Here is a 19,857-nt window from a genome sequence, read left to right as displayed (position 1 = left end):
AGCCCGTCCCGGAGGCGGGGCGTTCCGCTGGGGAACGTCCCGCCGAATGCACGCTCCAGCCACCTTGCGTTCATTCAGTGCTGTTGTCCTGAGCCGGACACCCACTTGACCAGGAGCAGGATCCGGGCGCCACGCCCGGGTACAACCTGGACGCACCCCGCCGGGCCACCCACCCGGGACACCTCAATGAAAGTAAGAGCGGATGCATCAAAAAACATGGAAGTTGACGCTGGGCACAGCGTTGTCGGCGGGGCTTATTGCAGCCCCACTGGCAACCGTCCCGGCAGCCGCGGAGGTCTCAACCGCGGCCGGCACCTCCCCCGTTGTGATCAACGAGGCCTACCTGAGCGGCGGCAGCATCGGCGCCGCCTACAAGAACAAATTCGTGGAGCTTTACAACACCTCCGACGCTCCCGTTTCGCTTGACGGCTGGTCGGTCCAGTACCGCTCCGGTGGCGGCACCGCGGCACCAAGTGGAGTGGCCGCGCTATCAGGATCCATCCCGGCCGGGGGCCACTACCTGGTGCAGGGCGGCAGCAACGGTACCAACGGCGCCGACCTGCCCAAGCCCGACCTCGTGGCAGGCGCCCTTAACTTTTCCGGCGCCTCGGGCACCATCGTGCTCGCCAAGCAGCCCACCGCCGTCGGACTTCCCACCGGTTCCGTGGTGGAGACCGCAGGCGTAGCCGATCTCCTGGGCTACGGAACCTCGAACACCTTTGAGACCCAGGCAGCCGCGGCGCCCACCTCAAACACCGATGTGAGGAGCCTCAACAGGACCGCCGGCGCGGACAGCAACAGCAACGCCGCGGACTTCACCCTCAGCGCCACCATCACGCCGACGTCCTCCGGCGGCGCAGCTCCCGCTCCGGATCCGACGCCGGCCCCAGACCCGGTTGCCAGGACCATCGCCGAAATCCAGGGCACTGGTACAGAAAGCCCCCTGACCGGCGCCACCATCACCACCAAGGGCAAGGTCACGGCGGCCTTCCCCACCGGCGGGCTCAACGGTTACTACATCCAGACCCCAGGCACCGGCGGCGACCTCACGGCCACCAACCATGCCGCGTCCGACGGCATCTTTGTCTACTCCCCCGCCACCGTGGGTTCGGTACGGGCAGGCGACTACGTCCAGGTGACCGGCACCGTGGCCGAGTACTTCGGAATGACCCAGCTCAACGTCACGGCGGCCGCTGGCCTGACGAAGCTCACCGACGCCGCACCCGAGGTCAAGGCCACCGCCTTCACCCTCCCCGCCACGGAAACCTTCCGCGAATCGCTGGAAGGCATGCTGCTGGCGCCCCAGGGCCCCATGACAGTGAGCGACAACTACAGCCTGAACCAGTACGGCGAGATCGGCCTGGCAGGCGGGACCACCCCGCTCGAGCAGCCCACAGCCGTGGCGCCCTATGGCTCGGCCGAGTACACCGCCCTCGTCGCGGAGAACGCAGCACGCGGCATCAAGCTCGACGACGGCGCCAGCACCAACTTCCTCAAGGACGCCACCACCAAGGCCGAGATCCTGCCGTACCTGGCCACCACGGACCCCGTGCGGGTGGGCTCGCCTGCCGCCTTCACCACCAACGTGGTGCTCGGCTACGCCAACAACTCCTGGAAGCTGCAGCCACTCACCCACCTCACCGAGGCCAACAAGGACACGGTCCAGCCGGCCCGCTTCGGCGCCACCCGCACCGCGGCTCCCGCAGCGGTGGGCGGCAACCTGAAGCTCGCCTCCTTCAACGTGCTGAACTACTTCCCCACCACGGGCGACACCCTGACCGGGTGCACGTTCTACGAGGACCGGGCCGGCAACCCAATCACCGTCCGCGGCGGCTGTGACGCCCGCGGCGCCGCCAACGCCGAGAACTTCAAGCGCCAGCAGGACAAGATTGTTGCCGCCATCAGCAAGTCCGGCGCCGACGTGGTCACCCTCATGGAGGTGGAGAACTCCGCGCAGTTCGGCAAGGACCGGGACGACGCCCTGGCCAAGCTCGTGGAGGCGCTCAACATCCCAACCCCCGGGATCTGGGACTACGTCCGCTCGCCCGCGAACGCACCCCCGCTGGCGGACGAGGACATGATCCGCACCGCATTCATCTACAAAAAGGCCGCGGCGGAGCCTGTCGGCGAATCGATCATCCACAACGACACCGTTGCCTTCGCCAACGCCCGCAAACCACTGGCGCAGGTATTCAAGCCCATCGGCGGCGGCGCCGGCAGCGAGTTCATCGCCATCGCCAACCACTTCAAGTCCAAGGGCTCGGCAGCAACGCCGGACGACACGGACAAGGGCCAGGGCGCCTCCAACCTCGCCCGCACGGCCCAGGCCAAGTCCCTGCTGGACTTCGCCAACTCCCTGCAGGCAGCCAAGGGCACGGACAAGGTCTTCCTGATCGGTGACTTCAACTCGTACGGCAAGGAAGACCCCATCAACGTCCTGACGGGGGCCGGATACGCCAACCAGGATGACAAGGCACGCAACGCCGACGGCTCGGCCAAGCACTCCTACCTGTTCGGCGGCCTGGTGGGTTCGCTGGACCACATCCTGGCTTCCCCCGCCGCCAATTCGGTGGTGTCCGGCGCGGACATCTGGAACATCAACTCCGTTGAATCCGTGGCCCTGGAATACAGCCGCTACAACAACAACGTCACCAACTACTACGCCCCGGACCAGTTCCGCGCCAGCGACCACGACCCCGTGCTGGTGGGCCTGAACCTTCCGTCCACACCTGCCAGCGTTGACCTGAACTTCCTGAACATCAACGATTTCCATGGCCGGATCGACACCAACACCGTCCAGGTGGCCGGCACCATCGAGAAGCTCCGTGCCGCGGCCGCCCCCGGTGCCACGGCATTCCTGTCGGCAGGTGACAACATCGGCGCCTCCCTGTTCGCCTCGGCGGTTGCCAAGGACCAGCCCACCATCGACGTGCTGAACGCCCTGGAGCTGAAGGCTTCGGCCGTGGGCAACCACGAGTTCGACGGCGGGTGGGCGGACCTGCGCGACCGCGTCATTGCGGGCGGCACCAACGCCAAGTTCCCCTACCTGGGCGCCAACGTCTACCGCAAGGGCACCACCGAACCGGTCCTGCCCGAGTACACCGTGCTGGACATGAACGGGATCAAGGTGGCCGTGATCGGCACCGTCACCCAGGAAGTTCCGTCCCTGGTGACGCCGGCCGGGATCGCGGACCTCGACTTCGGCGACCCCGTCGAGGCCATCAACCGGGCAGCCGCGAAGATCACGGCTGACAAGCTTGCCGACGTGATCATCGTTGAGGATCACGACGGCGCCGGCTCCGGTGTGGTGGAAGGCGCCACTCTGGAGCAGGAAGTGGCAGCCGGTGGGCCTTTTGCCAAGCTGGTCACCGAAACATCCCCTGAGGTTGACGCGATCTTCACCGGCCACACCCACAAGGAATATGCCTGGGACGCACCTGTCCCCGGCAGGGCGGGCGAGACCCGGCCCATTGTGCAGACCGGCAACTACGGCGAGAACGTAGGCCAGATCCAGCTGACCGTGGACACCGCCACCAGGCAGGTGACCAGTTACAAGGCCGGGAACGTCAAGCGCAGCACCGATCCGGCTGCCGATCTGGTCGCCACCTACCCACGGGCGGCCGCCGTCGACGCGATCGTCAAGAAGGCTTTGGCGGACGCCGCCGTGGTGGGCAACCAGCCCATCGGCTCGGTCACCAAGGACATCACCACCGCCTTCACCACCGATGCCACCGGCACCGCCAAACGTGATGACCGGGGCAGCGAGTCCACCCTGGGCAACCTGGTGGCCGACTCCCTGCTTGATTCGCTGAAGTCTTCCGACCTCGGCGGTGCGGAAATCGGCGTCGTCAATCCCGGCGGGCTGCGCAACGAGCTGTACTACGCGCCCGACGGCACCATCACCTACGCCGAGGCCAACGCAGTGCTCCCGTTCGTGAACAACCTGTGGACCACGTCCCTGACCGGCGCGCAGTTCAAGACGCTCCTGGAGCAGCAGTGGCAAACCAATGCTGACGGCACGGTCCCCAGCCGCGCCTACCTGCAGCTGGGCCTTTCAAACAACGTGAACTACACCTACGACGCCGCCCGTGCAGCAGGCGACCGGATCACCGCGGTGCGGGTGAACGGCGAACTGCTGGACCCGGCGAAGTCCTACCGGGTAGGCACGTTCAGCTTCCTGGCGGCCGGCGGGGACAACTTCCGGGTCTTCACCGAAGGCGCCAATACCCGGGATTCGGGACTGGTGGACCGGGACGCGTGGATCGGGTACCTGCAGAAGAGCAGCCCCGTGTCCCCCGACTTCGCCCGCCGCTCCGTGGCAGTCACCAACACTACGGCTGCCGAGGTCAAGCCCGGCGAACCCATCACCCTGGCGGTGTCCAAGCTGGACCTGACCTCCCTGGGCAGCCCGGTCAACACTGCCCTGCAGGCGTCCTTCACGGACGCCGCCGGCACGGTGACGCAGCTGGGGACTGTTCCGGTGGCCTCCGGCGCGGCATCGGTGAACCTGGCGGTCCCGGCCGGCGCAGCGGAAGGCGCGGCAACCTTGGTGCTCACCGCCGTCGAATCCGGCACCGAGGTTAAGGTCGCAGTCCTGGTGGGCGCGGACACCCCGGCACAGCCGGTCTGCGTCCCGCCGGTCAAGCCCACCCGTCCGGCTGATGTCAGGGGCCAGGCCAACTACGGACAGGCCATGGCCGCGTACAGGGCCTGCCTGCGCGGCTAAGACCGCAGATGCGCCATCACTTTGGTCCCTATTCCGCCCGTTTAGCGGCCAAAAGTGCTGGCGCATCGCCGTTTAAGCCCTGTTGAGGATGGCGTTCGCGATCTCGTCCGCGTCGCGGAGGGTGCGCTGGCCGCTGCGGTACGCCGGGCCGCCCGCCTGGAGGGCCTCGGCGGCGATGGCTGTGCCCCACTGGGCGGAGGACAACTGCAGTCCCAGCACATACAGGTTCTCCGTCACGGATCCATTGGCGGCCACGGGTCGGTACGGGTGGGGCTCCACGTCCAGCCCGGTGGACTCGATGGGGGCGCCCTCCGGGGTCATCATGAGCTTGGGGCGCACCAGCCCATCCGACAGCAGCTGTTCCAGTACCGGGGAGTCGTTGGCCGAGACCCGGTTGCCGGGGGCCAGTGCTTCCACCATGGTCCGCGCGGCGGCGGGTGGACCGGCAACCCACGGCGAAGCCGCGGTGAACATCGCCGCTTTCCGGTCGATGCCAAACTTCGGGTCGGGGCCAACAAAGCTGACCACCCCGGCCCGTGCCAGTGCGGCGAGCTGTTCGGCCCGCAGCGCCGGCGGGCCGCTGGCCAAGCCCTCCACAAAGGACTCGAACCAGCCACGCAGCCCGGCGACCCAGGACTCATCGGTGATGCCGCCGTCGGCCACTGCTGTCTTGAGGACCGCCCGCCCGTGGTGCAGCGCCGCGATGGCCATTTTGACGGGGTCGTCCTCACCCAGCGCCGAGCGGCGCGCATCGTCGAGCAGGAACTCCACCACTGCCCCGTCGTGCTCCCCGCGGGATGCGAACGAGCGGCCCGACAGCGGAGCCGCAAGCCCGGGCAGGTCCAGCCGGTGCCGTGGGCCAACGTGGATGGCCAGGACGCTCTCCACGCCGTCTTCCCAGTTGGCGGCACTGTGCGCGTGCGGCTGCAGGGCCTCCTTTAGAGCGGCCAGGAATGCCGGCGCATCGGGCACCGCCCCGGGCTGCGAGCGCACCAGCGTTGAGTAGTAGGCCCACAGGGCGTCACGGTGCAGCAGCGGCCACAGGTCGTGGTCAAAGGACGGTCGGATTCCGGCCTTCGCCAACCGCTCGATGGCAGCCTCGGTGAGGTAGCGCAGGGTGATGGACGGGGCGTAATAGCCGGGCAGGGCCGCCTTTGCCCGGTACGGCGTGCCCCGCCGGGACGCAGCGATGATCAGCGGTTCCTGGCCGGACGGTTCGTACTCCAGGCCGCTGCCGGTGGGAACGAACTTCCCGCCGCGGCCTTCGGTGAGCTGGCCCATGGTGTCGAAGAAATTCAGCCCCATGCCACGGACCAGGACGGGCTCGCCGGCGGGGATCAGGTCCCAGTCCACATCCGCGGGCGCGGCCGGCGGGAAGTACTGCAACCCCAGCTGCACGGCTGATGCCTGCAGTTCGCGTTGTTCCGGGTTCAGGCGGGACGGAATGTGCCCCAGCGCCAGCACCACGGCGTTGGCGCGGATGATCGCTCCGGTGGCCAGGCCGACGTCGTACCTTCCGTCCCCGACGGGACGCACCGACTGTGCGGACGTTTCGTGGAATTCGACCGTGACGCCGTCGGGCGCCTTGTCCAGCAATTCCGCCAGGGTGCTGCGGAGGTACCGTCCGTAGAGGGCACGGCTGGGAAAGTCGGTGGACTCCAGCACCGCCAGTTCCGCAAGTTCGTCGGCCGTAAGGTCCGGCAGCGGGTCGCGCTGCTGCTGGGCCCGCCACTGGTCGAAGGTGGTTCCGGCAACCGGCGCCGGCAGCGACGCATCCTGGGGAATCAGGGTGGGATAGAAAGACTGGGTGTTCATGAGGAACAGCCGGGACTGGCCCGGCTGCCAGACATGCCCGGGACCTGCCGGATAGGGGTCCACCACGTCGACGTGCAGCCGGACCGGCCCGCCGGCCGCCGCCGCGTGGGCGAGCAGCCGCTCCAGCACGCTGGTGCCACGGGGGCCGCCGCCGATGATGACGGCCCGGTTGCTCTGCGAGAATTCCACGGATCCAGCGTACGGGCTGAAGACGGGGCCGGCGCCCACCGTGTGACTTGCCAGCCATGGGTGATGTTGTTTGGATGGGGCGCATGACCACCACAGCAGCTGATCAAGCGTCCGTTCCCGGTCCCGGCCGGGACACTTCCGGCACCGCAGCCCGGGAAACCGCACCCGAACCCGTCGACGAAAACGTATGGCTGGAGGATATCTACGGCGAGGAGCAGCTGGCCTGGGTCAAGGAACAGAACTCCCGTACCGAGGACCTGCTGGAGGACGGCGGCTACGCCGAACTGGAAGCCGGCATCCTGGAAGTCCTGGACTCAACGGACCGGATCGCCATGGTGGGCAAGCGCGGCGACTGGTACTACAACTTCTGGAAGGACAACCGGAATCCCAAGGGCCTCTGGCGGCGCACCACCTGGGACAGCTACTGCACCGGTTCGCCGGAATGGGACGTCCTGCTGGATGTGGACGAACTGTCCCGCACAGAGGGCGTGGAGTGGGTGTTCCACGGCGCCACCTTCCTGCGCCCCGCGGCCGGCGAGCCCTACCGGCTGGCGCTGCTGGCCCTCTCCCCCGACGGCGGCGACGCCAACCGCTACCGCGAGTTCGACGTCGAAGCACGCGGCTTTGTGGATCCCGCCCAGGGCGGGTTCGACCTCCCCACAGCCAAGGGCAACGTTTCGTGGCTGGATAACGACATGCTGCTGGTGGCCTCTACCGCAGATGGCCTGCCCAAGACCGCCTCCTCCTACGCCCGGACGGCGGTGTCCCTCAAACGGGGCGAATCCCTGGCCACGGCACCGCGCATTTTCGAGGTGCCGGAAGACCACATGATGGCCGTGGCTGCGCACGATTCCACGCCCGGCTTTGAGCGGACCTTCGCCGTGGACTACATCGACTTCTTCAACCGCACCAACTTTGTGCTGCGCGACGAATCCTGGACGCCGATTGACGTCCCCACCGACGTCAACGTGAGCGCGCACCGGGAATGGCTGCTTTTCCGCCCGCAGCAGGACTGGGTGCTGGACGGCACCACCTATCCGTCCGGATCCCTGCTGGCCGCCAATTTCGAGGACTACCTCGGCGGCATTCGGCAGCTCACCGTCCTCTTCACCCCGGACGCCCACACCTCGCTGCAGTCCTGGAGCTGGACCCGGAACTTCCTGCTGCTCAACCTGCTCAAGGACGTCTCCTCCGAGATCCGGGTGCTGGACCCGTCACGGCCCGCCGGCTCAGCGGACGGCGGCTGGGCTGCCACTCCCCTGGATGCCTGCCCGCCGCTGCACGACGTCAACGCCTACGCCGTGGACGACGAGGACGAGGCACCGGCCGAGGGTGGGGCCGGTGACGACTTTTGGCTCATCGCCACCGGCTTCACCACCCCCACGACGCTGATGCGCGGCACGCTGGAAAAGGAACACGACGGGACGTCCGGCGTGGTGAGCCGGCACGCGACAGTCAAGACCTCGCCGTCGTTCTTTGCTGACGGTGACTACGAGGTGGAGCAGCACTTTGCAGTGTCCGACGACGGCACCCGGGTCCCGTATTTCCAGGTGGCTCCGCGGGGGCTGGCTTTGGACGGGCAAAACCCCACACAGCTGTCCGGCTATGGCGGGTTTGAGGTTTCACGGACACCTGCTTACAGCGGCACCGTGGGCCGGGCCTGGCTGGAGCGGCGGACCGCGCTTTCGGACGAAAGCGGCGGGAAGGCTCCGCACTCGCGCGGCGGCGTCTACGTGGTGGCGAACATCCGCGGGGGCGGCGAGTACGGGCCGGCATGGCACCGGGCCGCCCTGAAGGAGAACCGGCACCGGGCATATGAGGATTTCGCGGCCGTGGCACGCGACCTTATCTCGCGCGGCGTCACCTCGCCCCGGCGGCTGGGCTGCGTGGGCGGCTCCAACGGCGGCCTCCTGGTGGGGAACATGCTCACCCGCTACCCGGAACTGTTCAGAGCCGTCTCCTGCGGAGTGCCCCTGCTGGACATGCGGCGCTACACCAGGCTCTCCGCCGGGCATTCGTGGATTGCCGAGTATGGGGATCCGGACGTTCCCGAACAGTGGGAGTACATCAGGACGTTCTCGCCCTACCACCTGCTCAGGGACGCCGTGGAATATCCGGAAACCTTCATCTGGACGGCGACCTCCGACGACCGGGTGGGCCCTGTGCAGGCACGCAAGATGGCGGCCCGGATGTTGGCCATGGGCATCCCCAATGTCTGGTTCCACGAGGCTTTGGAAGGTGGCCACGCGGGCGCATCGGACAACCGGCAGGCCGCTGCGCTGCAGGCCCGCAGCCAGCATTTCCTGTGGAAGGCGCTGGCAGGCTGAACGCTTTAAATCCTGCCCTGACGGTCCGCCGGGCCGGCCCCGGCGACGTTGAGCGGCTTGCCCAGGTGCACGTCCGCTGCTGGCAGGAGACCTACCGGGGAATGCTGTCCGATGCCTTCCTTGCCTCAGTGGATCCGGCGGGGCGACTGCGGCTGTGGCGACACTTGCTGGACCGCCCGGAGCCTGCCGAGGCATGGGTGGCGTGCGACGGCGGGACAGTGGTTGGGTTCTCCGGCGCCCGCCGGCTGCCAGCGCCCGGTTCGCCCGAAGGGCACCCGCCGCCGTCGTCCGGGGACCTGGAACTGTGGGGCCTCTACCTGCTGGCCTCGCACCAGGGCCTTGGGCTGGGCGGCCGTTTGCTGGAGGCTGCCATCGGCACCAGCGCGGCGAGCTTGTGGGTGGCCGCCGGCAACAAGCGGGCCATCGGCTTCTACCGGCGTTTCGGCTTTGAACCCGACGGCGCCGAGGACGTCCTGGCTGACTGGGAGAACCTGCCCGAGATCCGCATGGTCCGCCCGGCACAGCGTTTCCTGTAGGGGGCGGCGGGACTTCAGCGATTGGTTTGGGTGGGGAAGGAAACCGTTTTGCGCTGCATGGCCGGATCTGCGTATCCTTGGTGGGCTAGCAATAGCGATTGGAGACGTGCCAGAGCGGCCGAATGGACTTCACTGCTAATGAAGGGTCGGGGTTAAACTCGACCGGGGGTTCAAATCCCCCCGTCTCCGCGTTTGGCCCCGGTCCCCGGACCGGGGCCTTTTGCGTTGCCTGCGCTGTCGGAATGCGCTGTCCACCACACGGACGTGCAGGGCGCAAGGTGTTGCCGCAGTGGCAGGATTAGCCCATGGCGGCACCCAGCAAACCACACCAGCCGGACGGCACCAGTTCAGGATGGAACCCTCGCCTGGCACTCCTGGTGGCAGCGACCTTCTTCATGGAATTCCTGGACGGCACGGTCCTCACTACCGCTATTCCCAGCATCGCGGCTGACTTCGCCATTCCCGCTGCCGACGTCAACATCACCATGACGGCCTACCTCCTGACGGTGGCCGTTGGAATTCCCATCAGCGGCTGGCTGGCTGAAAGGTTCGGTGCCAGGCGGATCTTCTGTGCTGCCATCGCCGTGTTCACCCTCGCTTCGCTGGCCTGCGCCCTCAGCCAGGACCTGGCCACGCTGACCCTGAGCCGCATCGCCCAGGGGGCCGGCGGGGCCATGATGGTCCCGGTGGGAACCCTGGTGGTCCTGCGCGGCACACCGAAGTCCGAGCTGCTGCGGGCCACCGCATTCCTGGTGTGGCCCGGGCTCCTCGCACCGGTCCTCGCACCGCTCGTGGGCGGCGCGCTCACCACCTACCTGTCGTGGCACTGGATCTTCCTGGTGAACATCCCCCTCGGCGCAGCAGCGTTTGCCGCGGCCCTGCGCCTGGTTCCGGTGACACCGGGAGACCCCGGCCGACGGCTGGACTGGACCGGCATGGCGTTGACCACCGTTGGGGTGGGCGCACTGGTGGCCGGGCTGGAGCTGGCCAGCAGCCATCCGGAGCTGCCCTGGGCCGGGATCAGCGCGCTGGCTGGAGCCGTGGCACTCACCGCCGCCGTGCTCTGGATGCGCCGGGCTCCCCACCCCCTGTTCAATCTCCAGGTCTTCCATGCCCGGACGTTCCGGGCCATGGCCACCGGCGGGTTCGTATACCGGGTCACCATCAGTTCGGTTCCGTTCCTGCTGCCGCTCATGTTCCAGACGGGCTTCGGCTGGTCACCGCTGCAGGCCGGTGCCATGGTGGCGGCAGTATTTGTGGGCAACATCGGGATCAAACCGGCCACCACCCCCCTGATCCGGAAGTTCGGGTTCAAGGCAATGCTGGTGTTCGCTTCCGTGGCATCAGCCATCACCTTCGCCGCCTGTGCCTTCCTGACGCCGGAGACCCCGGAAGCGTTGATGTTCGTGCTGCTGGTGTGCAGCGGCGCCTTCCGTTCCATCGGCTTTTCCGCATATGCGTCGGTGCAGTACGCGGACATTCCGCCGGCGCAACTCACGTCCGCCAATACGGTTTCGGCCACAATCGTGCAATTGGGCACGGGTTCAGGCATCGCCCTGGCAGCCCTGCTCATCCGGACCTTCAACGGCCCGGTGCTGGTACCGCAGGATCCGGCCAGGCCCTTCCGCGGTGCGTTCCTGGCGATGGCGGTCCTGATGCTCGCCAGCACTGCGGACAGCCTGCTGCTCCCGCGTCATGCGGGGGCGGCAGTGAGCCAGCGCGGTCACGGGCAGGACCAGTCCACCAAGCCGGGTACCACCGCGGACGGGGACACGCAGCCTGGCACCTCATGCACAACCACCATGTCCACGCCTGCCCAAGCTGGCACCACCCAGCCTGCGGTCAGCCCGCCTGCGCCAGAACCAGGGGAAGTACCGCTCCCGCCCCGGCCTGCCGAAGGGCGCGCCCCGCGACGGTAAGGGTCCAGCGGCTGTCGGCGAGGTCATCGATCAGCATCACGCTCTGCCCCTGCACCGACTGCAGGGCAGCCTCAAGGTCCGGGCCCACCACCAGCCGGTCCCAAACCCCTGCCAACCGGTAGGCGCTGTTGCCGCCTCGGCCGCCGGTGGGGCCACCGTGCGCCAGCTGCAGCTCGCCAAGGTAGGGAATGCGTCCAATGTCGGAAATTCCGCGGGCCAGTGAGCCCACCAGCTGCCGCTTGCTCCGGGACGGCATACCAACAATGGCGGCAGGCCGGCCCGCCCCACTCCAGCCCGGGTTCCGGCTGTCGCCGGTTCCCCATTCGCGCAGGACCTGCACACATGCCTGGAGCATCGCGGGGTCCACCGGCCGGTCCTCCGCACCGGCGGCGAACAGCTCCCGCAGGGCACCGCCCCACCCCAGGTCGGTCAGCCGGGCCAGGACGCGCCCCTCCGACAAGCCTTCGCCCGGTTTGAGTTTGCCTTTCACCGGCACCCCCAAACGGTCCATGCCGCTGGGCCACTGAAGCCGCGGCTCCAGGACGCTTCCTGCCCTGCTCAGCGTCTGCCCGGCAGCCGCGGTGGCGTCCGCGGCAACGTCTGCCGGGAACCAGCGGCCCGCACAGTTGTCGCAGCGGCCGCAGGGACGGGCTGTTTCGTCGTCGAGGACCGAAGTGATGTATTCCATCCGGCAGCCTGCGGTGTCCTGGTAGATCACCATGGAGTCCTGCTCGTCCACGCGGGCCTCGGCAATGCGGCTGTACCGCTCCGCGTCGTAAACCCACGGTTGGCCGGTAGACCGCCAGCCTCCACCGACCCGTTCCACCGCGCCGTCCACCGACAGCACTTTCAGGAGCAGCTCCAGCGGCGTGCGGCGCAGGTCGACGCGGGCTTCCAGGGCCACCGTTGACAGGGCTGCACCGGCCTCGGCCAGTGCCGTCAGCACGGCCGCAGCCTTTTCCTCGGAGGGCATGGAGGCGGTGGCGAAGTATTGCCAGATCTCACGGTCCTCGGAGCCCGGCAGCAGCAGGACATCGGCGTTGGCAGCGCCACGGCCGGCGCGGCCCACCTGCTGGTAATAGGCGACCGGTGACGACGGCGCTCCGAGGTGGACGACGAAGCCAAGATCGGGCTTGTCGAAGCCCATGCCAAGCGCGGACGTGGCCACCAGCGCCTTGACCTCGTTGTCCTTCAGCAGCTGCTCTGCCCGCTCCCGGTCTGCCGGATCGGTCCGCCCGGTATAGGCGAGCACATTGTGTCCGGCTTCGGACAGCAGCCGGGCGGTGTCCTCCGCCGCGGAAACGGTCAGCGTGTAAATGATGCCGCTGCCGGGGAGATCGGCCAGGTGGGTCAGCAGCCAGCCCAGTCGAGCTTTGGAATCGGGAAGCGACAGGACTCCCAGCCGCAGGGAGTCACGGCCCAGGGAGCCGCGGATGGTCAGGACCCCCGCGCCGAGCTGTTCTTCAATATCGTGCACCACCCGGGAGTTGGCCGTGGCTGTGGTGGCCAGGACGGGCACCGAATCCGGCAGCCGGGTGATGAGGTCCGCGATGCGGCGGTAATCGGGGCGGAAGTCGTGGCCCCAGTCGGAAATGCAGTGGGCTTCGTCGATGACCAGCAGCCCGGTGCGTCGGAGGAGTTCGGGCAGTTGGGTCTCCCGGAATGCGGGGTTTGTGAGCCGTTCCGGGGAGACCAGGAGGACATCAACCTCATCGGCGGCCAGTTGCCCGCGGACGGCGTCCCACTCCAACTGGTTGGCGGAGTTGATGGCGACGGCGCGAACCCCGGCGCGGGCGGCGGCCGCCACCTGGTCCCGCATCAGGGCAAGGAGGGGCGAAACGATCAGGGTGGGCCCGGCTCCCCGGCGCCGCAGCAGGAGGGATGCCACGAAGTACACGGCCGACTTGCCCCAGCCGGTGCGCTGGACAACCAAAGCCCGCCGCCCGCCGTCGACCAATGCCTCAATGGCTTCAAACTGGCCGTCGTGGAAGACAGCGCCCGGGTTGCCTACCAGCCCGCGAAGCACCTCAAGCGCCTCGGCATGTGTGGCGGTCCCCGGCGCGTCCGGACCTGCCGTATCTGCAACTGCGTCAGCGGAAACTGGGGAAGCGTACTGGTTATTGGCCATTGATTCAGTATCCCAGCACCCTCCGACAGCTGCGCATGCCTGCGCTCTTATGTGGAAACCGCTACAAGTGCGACGGAAAGCCGCGCCCGTTACGGGAAGCCCCTTGGCGGGGTGCGCCGCCCACGTAAGATAAAGCCCGTGACTAGCGAACAGACAACGACATTTGATCTCTCGGCCTCCTTCAAGGCCTACGACGTCCGCGGGATCGTAGGCGAGTCGATCACCGCCGAAATCGTCGAAGCCGTGGGGGCCGCGTTCGTGGATGTCCTGCAGCTTGAGGGCCAGACCATCGTGGTGGGCGGCGACATGCGCCCCTCATCCCCCGAGTTCACCAAGGCCTTCGCAAACGGAGCGGCAACGCGGGGTGCCAACGTGGAATTGCTGGACCTGATCTCCACCGATGAGCTGTACTTCGCCTGCGGTTTCCTCAACCGCGCCGGCGCAACCTTCACCGCCAGTCACAACCCTGCCGAGTACAACGGCATCAAGATGGCCAAGGCAGGCGCCGTGCCCATCTCCTCCGAAACGGGCCTCAAGGACATCCAGGCCCTCGCGGAGCAGTACCTGAACTCCGGCTCCATTCCCCGCGCCGGCACCAAGGGCCTCATCAGCGTCCGCGACGTGCTCAAGGACTACTCCGAGTACCTCCGCAAGCTCGTTGACCTCTCCGCATCCCGCCCCCTGAAGGTGGTGGTGGACGCCGGCAACGGCATGGCCGGGTTGACCACGCCTGCCGTCCTGGGGGATGCGCTGCTGCCCAAGCTGCCGTTCGACGTCGTCCCGCTCTACTTCGAACTGGACGGTTCCTTCCCCAACCACCCGGCCAACCCGCTGGAGCCGGAAAACCTCCGGGACCTGCAGGCCGCCGTCATTGAACACGGCGCGGACATCGGCCTGGCGTTCGACGGCGACGCCGACCGCTGCTTCGTCATCGATGAAAAGGGCGAGCCCGTGTCGCCGTCGGCCATTACCGGCATGGTGGCCCGCCGCGAAATCGCCCGGGCAAAGGCCCAAGGCGAGGAAAACCCCACCATCATCCACAACCTGCTCACCTCGCGCGCCGTGGCGGAGCTGGTGGAGCACGACGGCGGACGCGCGGTCCGCACACGCGTGGGCCACTCCTTCATCAAGGCGGTCATGGCCAAGGAAGGCGCGGTGTTCGGCGGCGAGCACTCGGCGCACTTCTACTTCCGCGACTTCTGGAACGCGGACACCGGCATGCTGGCCGCCATGCACGTCCTGGCTGCCCTTGGCGAGCAGGACGGCCCGCTGTCCGAGCTGGCACGGGAATACGAGCCCTACGTCAGCTCCGGCGAGATCAACTCCGAGGTGGAGGACAAGCCGGCAGCGGTGGAGCGGGTACGCCAGGCCTTCGCCGACCAGGACCTGACCATCGACAACCTGGACGGCAGCACGTTCACCGCCAACGACGGCAGCTACTGGTTCAACCTGCGCCCGTCCAACACCGAGCCGTTCCTGCGGCTCAACGCCGAGGCCACGGACCGGGCCACCATGGAACGCATCCGCGACCGCGTCCTGTCCCTGGTACGGGCCTAGTACCGGATGACCGACTACACGGGGCAGGCAGCGGACGGCAACGGCGGGCAGGACAGCTGGCGCGATTCCGTCTCCGAAGCCACGGCAACTGACTTGGAGAATCTCCTGGGCACGGGCGTCAGCGCGGCCCAGGAGCAGCTTCAGCGCAATGGCGGCTTCCTGCCCTTCGCACTGACAGTCCAGAACGACGGCGAGGTGCGGCTGGTTGCCGTCTCCCCGGCAGATGCCGCGGAAGGCATGGACGGGGACTTCGACGCCGACGCCATGATCAACGACCTGCAGGCACTCCTGCGCCAGAACAGGGACGACTTCCGGGCCGCGGCCGTGGTCTGCGACATCCTCCTGGTGGAGGAGGATTCGGACGCCATCCACGTGGCGGCTGAGCACCGGGACGGTTCCCTCTTCGCAGCCGTCCTGCCGTACTCGGCCAACGCGACCACCCAGACCTGGGAATTTGGTGAGTTGGGCGCGGACGCCAGCGAGCCCACTATCTGGGTGGACTAGACCGGAACTCCAGCAATGAAGATCAACGCCTTCGCCGACGTCAGCCTGCGCGCGCTCATGGTGCTCGCAGCCGTGCCGGACGGAACGCTGCTCACCACCCAGAGCATCGCGGACTCCGTGGGGACGCCCTACAACCACGTGAGCAAGGCCATGGCCAAGCTGCGGAGCATGGGGCTGATCGAGGTGGTCCGCGGCCGGTCCGGCGGCTCGCGGCTCAGCCATGCCGGGCGGGTGGCCACGGTGGGCCAGATCCTGCGGCAGCTGGACACCCGTACGGATCCCGCCGACTGCGTGGCGCCGGGCGGCAATTGCCCCCTGATCAACGAGTGCAAACTCAGGAGTGCGCTGGCCCGCGCCCGTGAGGCCTTCTACGCCGAGCTCGACTCCGTAGTGATCGCCGACCTTCCGCAGGCCCGGCAGATGGCGCCGGTTTTCCAAATGATCGGCCTCCGGCCCGGGCTATAGCTTCCCCATAACCGGGCGCTTGCTATCGGTTTGGATCAAACTTCTACAAGGTGTAGAACTGAGTCAGAAATACTTGTATTTGAAATATGAGTTTTCCTCCGGCCGGACGAAGGCCCCGGCCATAACCTCAGGAGTACAGATGCTCTCGGACAAGTCCCGCCCCGTCATCGAGGCCACCCTGCCGCTGGTCGGCTCCCGGATCGGATCCATCACCCCCAACTTCTACGCCCGCCTTTTCGCGGCGCACCCAGAACTGATGGATGGCTTGTTCAGCCGCTCCAACCAGCGCTCCGGCAACCAGCAGCAGGCGCTCGCCGGGAGCATCGCCGCCTTCGCCACCCACCTGGTCAACAACCCGGGCACCCTGCCGGAAACCGTCCTTTCGCGCATCGCCCACCGGCACGCTTCCCTGGGCATCACCGAACCGCAGTACCAGGTGGTCTACGAGCACCTGTTCGCGGCCATCGCCGAAGACCTGGCCGAGGTCATCACGCCGGAGATCGCCGAAGCCTGGACCGAGGTGTACTGGCTGATGGCAGATGCTTTGATCAAGCTCGAGAAGGGCCTCTACGCCGCCCAGGCCAATGACAGGATGTGGACCCCCTGGCGTGTGGCCGCGAAGACTCCCGCGGGAACCGGGTCCATGACCTTCACCCTGGAACCAGCGGATGACACCCCCGTCACCCCCGCCCTGCCCGGCCAGTACATCAGCGTCAAGGTGGCGGTTGCGGACGGCCTGCGCCAGGTCCGGCAGTACTCCCTCTCCGGTGACGCCGGCACCAGCCGCACCTTCACCACGAAACTGGACGACGGCGGCGAGGTCTCCCCCGTCCTGCACAACACCGTCCAGGTGGGTGACGTCGTCGAAATTTCCAACGCCTACGGTGAGATCACGTTGAAGGAGGGCGACGGCCCGGTGGTCCTCGCGTCGGCGGGCATCGGCTGCACCCCCACCGCCTCCATCCTCCGCTCCCTTGCCGAGTCCGGCTCCGACCGGCAGGTCCTGGTGCTGCACGCAGAAAGCACCCTGGACAGCTGGGCCCTGCGCAGCCAGATGACGGACGACGTGGAACGCCTCGACGGTGCCGAACTGCAGCTTTGGCTTGAAAAGCCGGTGGACGGCGCCAAGGAAGGCTTCATGTCCCTGCGCGAAGTGGACCTTCCCGCGAACGCCTCGCTATACCTCTGCGGCCCGCTTCCATTCATGAAGAACATCCGCAATGAGGCCATCAACGCCGGCATCCCCGCCACGCGCATCCACTACGAGGTCTTCGGCCCGGACATCTGGCTCGCCAGCTGAATCCACTGCTCCGCACTTGTCGTTTTGCCGGTTGAAAACGACAAGTGCGGAGCAATCGAGGGAGTGGGCCCAGAGCTCTTCGGGAACGACGACGGCCCCGCACCTTTCACAAAAGGTGCGGGGCCGTCGTCGTACTTATTGCGGTGAAGCCTGATCAGCCGAGGCGGGCCTTGAGGCCGGCCAGCTCGGACTGCAGTGCCTGCGGCAGGGACTCGCCGAAGTTGCCGAACCATTCCTCGATCGAGGCAAGCTCGGTGGCCCATTCAGCGGGGTCGACCTTGACGGCTTCCTCCACCTGCGCGGGGGTCATGTCCAGGCCGTCCAGGTCAATGGCGTCGCCGGTGGGCACGAACCCGATGGGGGTTTCAACGGCGTCCGCCTTGCCCTCGAGGCGCTCGATGGCCCACTTGAGGACGCGCGCGTTGTCGCCGAATCCGGGCCAGGCGAAACCGCCCTCGGAGTTCCGGCGGAACCAGTTGACCAGGAAGATCCTGGGCAGCCGCTCCGGGTTGGCCTTGGCGGACAGGTTGACCCAGTGGTTGAGGTAGTCGCCTGCGTCGTAGCCGATGAAGGGCAGCATGGCCATGGGGTCGCGCCGGACCACACCGACGGCGCCGGCAGCAGCAGCCGTTGTCTCGGAGGACAGGGTGGAGCCCATGAAGATGCCGTTGGACCAGCTGCGGGCCTCGGTGACCAGCGGGATAGTGGTCTTGCGGCGGCCGCCGAACAAGATGGCTGAGAGCTCCACGCCGTCGGGGTTGTGGTACTCCTCGGCCACCATGTCGATCTGGTCGATCGGGGTGCAGAAGCGGGAGTTGGGGTGCGCTGCCGGCTTGTCGGAGTCCGGGGTCCAGGAGTTGCCCTGCCAGTCGGTCAGGTGCGAAGGGACCTCGTCCGTCATGCCCTCCCACCAGACACCGCCGTCGTCGGTCAGTGCCACGTTGGTGAAGATGCTGTTGCCCTTGGCGATGGCGCGCATGGCATTGGGGTTGGTGCCCCAGCCGGTGCCCGGCGCAACACCGAAGAGGCCGGCCTCGGGGTTGACGGCACGCAGCTCGCCTTCCTTGCCGAACCGCATCCAGGTGATGTCGTCACCCAGGGTCTCCACCTTCCAGCCCTTGATGGTGGGGTCCAGCAGTGCGAGGTTGGTCTTCCCGCAGGCGGAGGGGAAGGCCGCCGCGACGTAGTAGGTCTTCTGCTCCGGGGAAGTCAGCTTAAGGATGAGCATGTGCTCTGCCAGCCAGCCTTCGTCGCGTGCCATGACGGAGGCGATGCGCAGGGCGTAGCACTTCTTGCCCAGCAGGGCGTTGCCGCCGTAGCCGGAGCCGAAGGACCAGATGGAGCGCTCCTCCGGGAAGTGGACAATCCACTTGTCCGGGTTGCACGGCCACGGCACGTCGTCTTGGCCCGGTTCCAGCGGAGCGCCCACGGAGTGCAGTGCCGGAACGAAGAAGGCGTTGGCTTCCGTAATGCGGTTCAGGACATCGGTGCCGATGCGGGCCATGATGCGCATGGAGGCCACAACGTAGGCGCTGTCGGTGATCTCCACCCCGAACTTTGGGTCCTCGGCGTCGAGGTGGCCCATGACGAAGGGGATGACGTACATGGTGCGGCCGCGCATGGACCCGGCGAACAGCCCGCGCAGCTTGTCCTTCATCTCGCGGGGTTCCATCCAGTTATTGGTGAAGCCGGCGTCGCGCTTGTTTTCGGAGCAGATGAAGGTCTGTTCCTCGACGCGGGCAACGTCAGCGGGATCTGAGAACGCGGCGAAGGAGTTGGGGAACAGGTCCTGGTTGAGCCGGGTCAGGGTTCCAGCAGCAACAAGTTCGTCGGTGAGACGGGTGTTTTCCTCTTCGGACCCGTCAACCCAGTAGATGCGGTCCGGCTGCGTAAGCTCAGCAACCTCTTCGACCCATGCCAGCAGACCGGCATGTGTGGTGGGTGCTTTCTCAAGCAGCGGCTTCTGCGCCAGATCGCCCATTGCAGTTCCCTTCCTCGGGTTCATCGGTGTGAGCTAAATGCTATGGTCCGGACCAGTGGGGTTTTTGGGGATTTTGACTGACATCTCAGGTCACCGAAAGTGAATTCCGCGGAAAATCAAGGAATTATCGCCACAAATCCGCGGATTAAGTGACGAAGGTCACCTATACCGGTCTAGTTGCGGAGATTACAGGTGCTCCGATTTGGCATCAGGCCGCTGCTCGCGTAAAGTAATTCGAGGTTCGGGGAGAGCGGTTCTTCTCCCGGGACACGAAATGCGCCCATAGCTCAGCTGGATAGAGCGTCTGTCTACGGAACAGAAGGTCAGGGGTTCGAATCCCTTTGGGCGCACCAACAAGGTCCGCACCGGTTCGCCGGTGCGGACCTTTTTTGTACAGGCGGGCCAGCCAT

General features: G+C 67.0%; 11 protein-coding genes and 2 tRNA genes. 10 read left to right on the top strand and 3 right to left on the bottom strand.

Annotation, left to right across the window (positions count from 1 at the left end; all coding sequences use genetic code 11):
* Nucleotides 1-202 precede the first annotated feature (202 nt).
* A complete protein-coding gene (locus LFT46_RS03245) occupies nucleotides 203-4,726 on the top strand; it encodes an ExeM/NucH family extracellular endonuclease (RefSeq protein WP_236821226.1) in 4,524 nt (1,507 codons plus the stop codon).
* 72 nt (nucleotides 4,727-4,798) lie between these two features.
* On the opposite strand, the gene LFT46_RS03240 is transcribed toward LFT46_RS03245, so the two are convergent.
* A complete protein-coding gene (locus LFT46_RS03240; protein ID WP_236801068.1) occupies nucleotides 4,799-6,730 on the bottom strand; it encodes an FAD/NAD(P)-binding protein in 1,932 nt (643 codons plus the stop codon).
* 83 nt (nucleotides 6,731-6,813) lie between these two features.
* Between LFT46_RS03240 and LFT46_RS03235 the strand changes: the two genes are divergently transcribed.
* From LFT46_RS03235 to LFT46_RS03220, 4 genes are all read left to right on the top strand, one after another.
* Nucleotides 6,814-9,057: a prolyl oligopeptidase family serine peptidase gene (locus LFT46_RS03235; RefSeq protein ID WP_236801067.1), complete on the top strand. Its 2,244-nt coding sequence runs from the start codon at nucleotides 6,814-6,816 to the stop codon at nucleotides 9,055-9,057.
* A complete protein-coding gene (locus LFT46_RS03230; RefSeq protein WP_236801066.1) occupies nucleotides 9,036-9,593 on the top strand; it encodes a GNAT family N-acetyltransferase in 558 nt (185 codons plus the stop codon). Before LFT46_RS03235 ends, LFT46_RS03230 begins: the two co-directional genes overlap by 22 nt.
* Before the next feature lie 100 nt (nucleotides 9,594-9,693).
* Nucleotides 9,694-9,782, top strand: a tRNA-Ser gene (locus LFT46_RS03225).
* A 116-nt stretch (nucleotides 9,783-9,898) separates the two neighbouring features.
* Nucleotides 9,899-11,512 (top strand): MFS transporter, encoded by a 1,614-nt coding sequence (locus LFT46_RS03220; protein WP_236821225.1) that lies wholly within the window; start codon nucleotides 9,899-9,901, stop codon nucleotides 11,510-11,512.
* Here LFT46_RS03220 and LFT46_RS03215 read toward each other — a convergent pair.
* Complete coding sequence (locus LFT46_RS03215; protein WP_236821224.1) at nucleotides 11,436-13,640, bottom strand: RecQ family ATP-dependent DNA helicase; 2,205 nt, start codon at nucleotides 13,638-13,640, stop codon at nucleotides 11,436-11,438. The genes LFT46_RS03220 and LFT46_RS03215 overlap by 77 nt on opposite strands.
* Before the next feature lie 138 nt (nucleotides 13,641-13,778).
* On the opposite strand from LFT46_RS03215, the gene LFT46_RS03210 reads away from it, so the two are divergent.
* The 4 genes from LFT46_RS03210 (at nucleotide 13,779) to LFT46_RS03195 (ending at nucleotide 17,466) form a co-directional block, all read left to right on the top strand.
* Nucleotides 13,779-15,197, top strand: a complete 1,419-nt coding sequence (locus LFT46_RS03210) for a phosphomannomutase/phosphoglucomutase (protein ID WP_236801063.1) — start codon at nucleotides 13,779-13,781, stop codon at nucleotides 15,195-15,197.
* A 6-nt stretch (nucleotides 15,198-15,203) separates the two neighbouring features.
* Nucleotides 15,204-15,701, top strand: coding sequence for a hypothetical protein (locus LFT46_RS03205; protein ID WP_236801062.1), 498 nt, complete (start codon nucleotides 15,204-15,206; stop codon nucleotides 15,699-15,701).
* 15 nt (nucleotides 15,702-15,716) lie between these two features.
* Entirely contained in the window at nucleotides 15,717-16,166 is a 450-nt protein-coding gene (locus tag LFT46_RS03200) for an RrF2 family transcriptional regulator (RefSeq protein WP_236801060.1), read from the top strand.
* A gap of 139 nt (nucleotides 16,167-16,305) precedes the next feature.
* Nucleotides 16,306-17,466 (top strand): globin domain-containing protein, encoded by a 1,161-nt coding sequence (locus tag LFT46_RS03195; protein ID WP_236801058.1) that lies wholly within the window; start codon nucleotides 16,306-16,308, stop codon nucleotides 17,464-17,466.
* Between the two features lie 154 nt (nucleotides 17,467-17,620).
* Here LFT46_RS03195 and LFT46_RS03190 read toward each other — a convergent pair whose 3' ends face one another.
* Complete coding sequence (locus LFT46_RS03190; protein WP_236801056.1) at nucleotides 17,621-19,447, bottom strand: phosphoenolpyruvate carboxykinase (GTP); 1,827 nt, start codon at nucleotides 19,445-19,447, stop codon at nucleotides 17,621-17,623.
* Nucleotides 19,448-19,723: 276 nt separating this feature from the next.
* Here LFT46_RS03190 and LFT46_RS03185 point away from each other — a divergent pair.
* Nucleotides 19,724-19,800, top strand: a tRNA-Arg gene (locus LFT46_RS03185).
* The last annotated feature ends 57 nt before the right edge of the window (nucleotides 19,801-19,857 follow it).

This window comes from Arthrobacter sp. FW306-07-I (assembly GCF_021800405.1).
GTDB lineage: Bacteria > Actinomycetota > Actinomycetes > Actinomycetales > Micrococcaceae > Arthrobacter.
Note: the sequence above shows the minus strand (reverse complement) of the source record. Positions and strands in the feature narration are given on the sequence as shown.

Bases quoted from the DNA above. Each gene is read 5' to 3' on its own strand.
- LFT46_RS03220 (WP_236821225.1), top strand. From the start codon at position 9,899: ATGGCGGCACCCAGCAAACCACACCAGCCGGACGGCACCAGTTCAGGA.
- LFT46_RS03245 (WP_236821226.1), top strand. From the start codon at position 203: ATGCATCAAAAAACATGGAAGTTGACGCTGGGCACAGCGTTGTCGGCG.
- LFT46_RS03190 (WP_236801056.1), bottom strand. From the start codon at position 19,447: ATGGGCGATCTGGCGCAGAAGCCGCTGCTTGAGAAAGCACCCACCACA.
- LFT46_RS03235 (WP_236801067.1), top strand. From the start codon at position 6,814: ATGACCACCACAGCAGCTGATCAAGCGTCCGTTCCCGGTCCCGGCCGG.
- LFT46_RS03200 (WP_236801060.1), top strand. From the start codon at position 15,717: ATGAAGATCAACGCCTTCGCCGACGTCAGCCTGCGCGCGCTCATGGTG.
- LFT46_RS03205 (WP_236801062.1), top strand. From the start codon at position 15,204: ATGACCGACTACACGGGGCAGGCAGCGGACGGCAACGGCGGGCAGGAC.
- LFT46_RS03215 (WP_236821224.1), bottom strand. From the start codon at position 13,640: ATGGCCAATAACCAGTACGCTTCCCCAGTTTCCGCTGACGCAGTTGCA.
- LFT46_RS03195 (WP_236801058.1), top strand. From the start codon at position 16,306: ATGCTCTCGGACAAGTCCCGCCCCGTCATCGAGGCCACCCTGCCGCTG.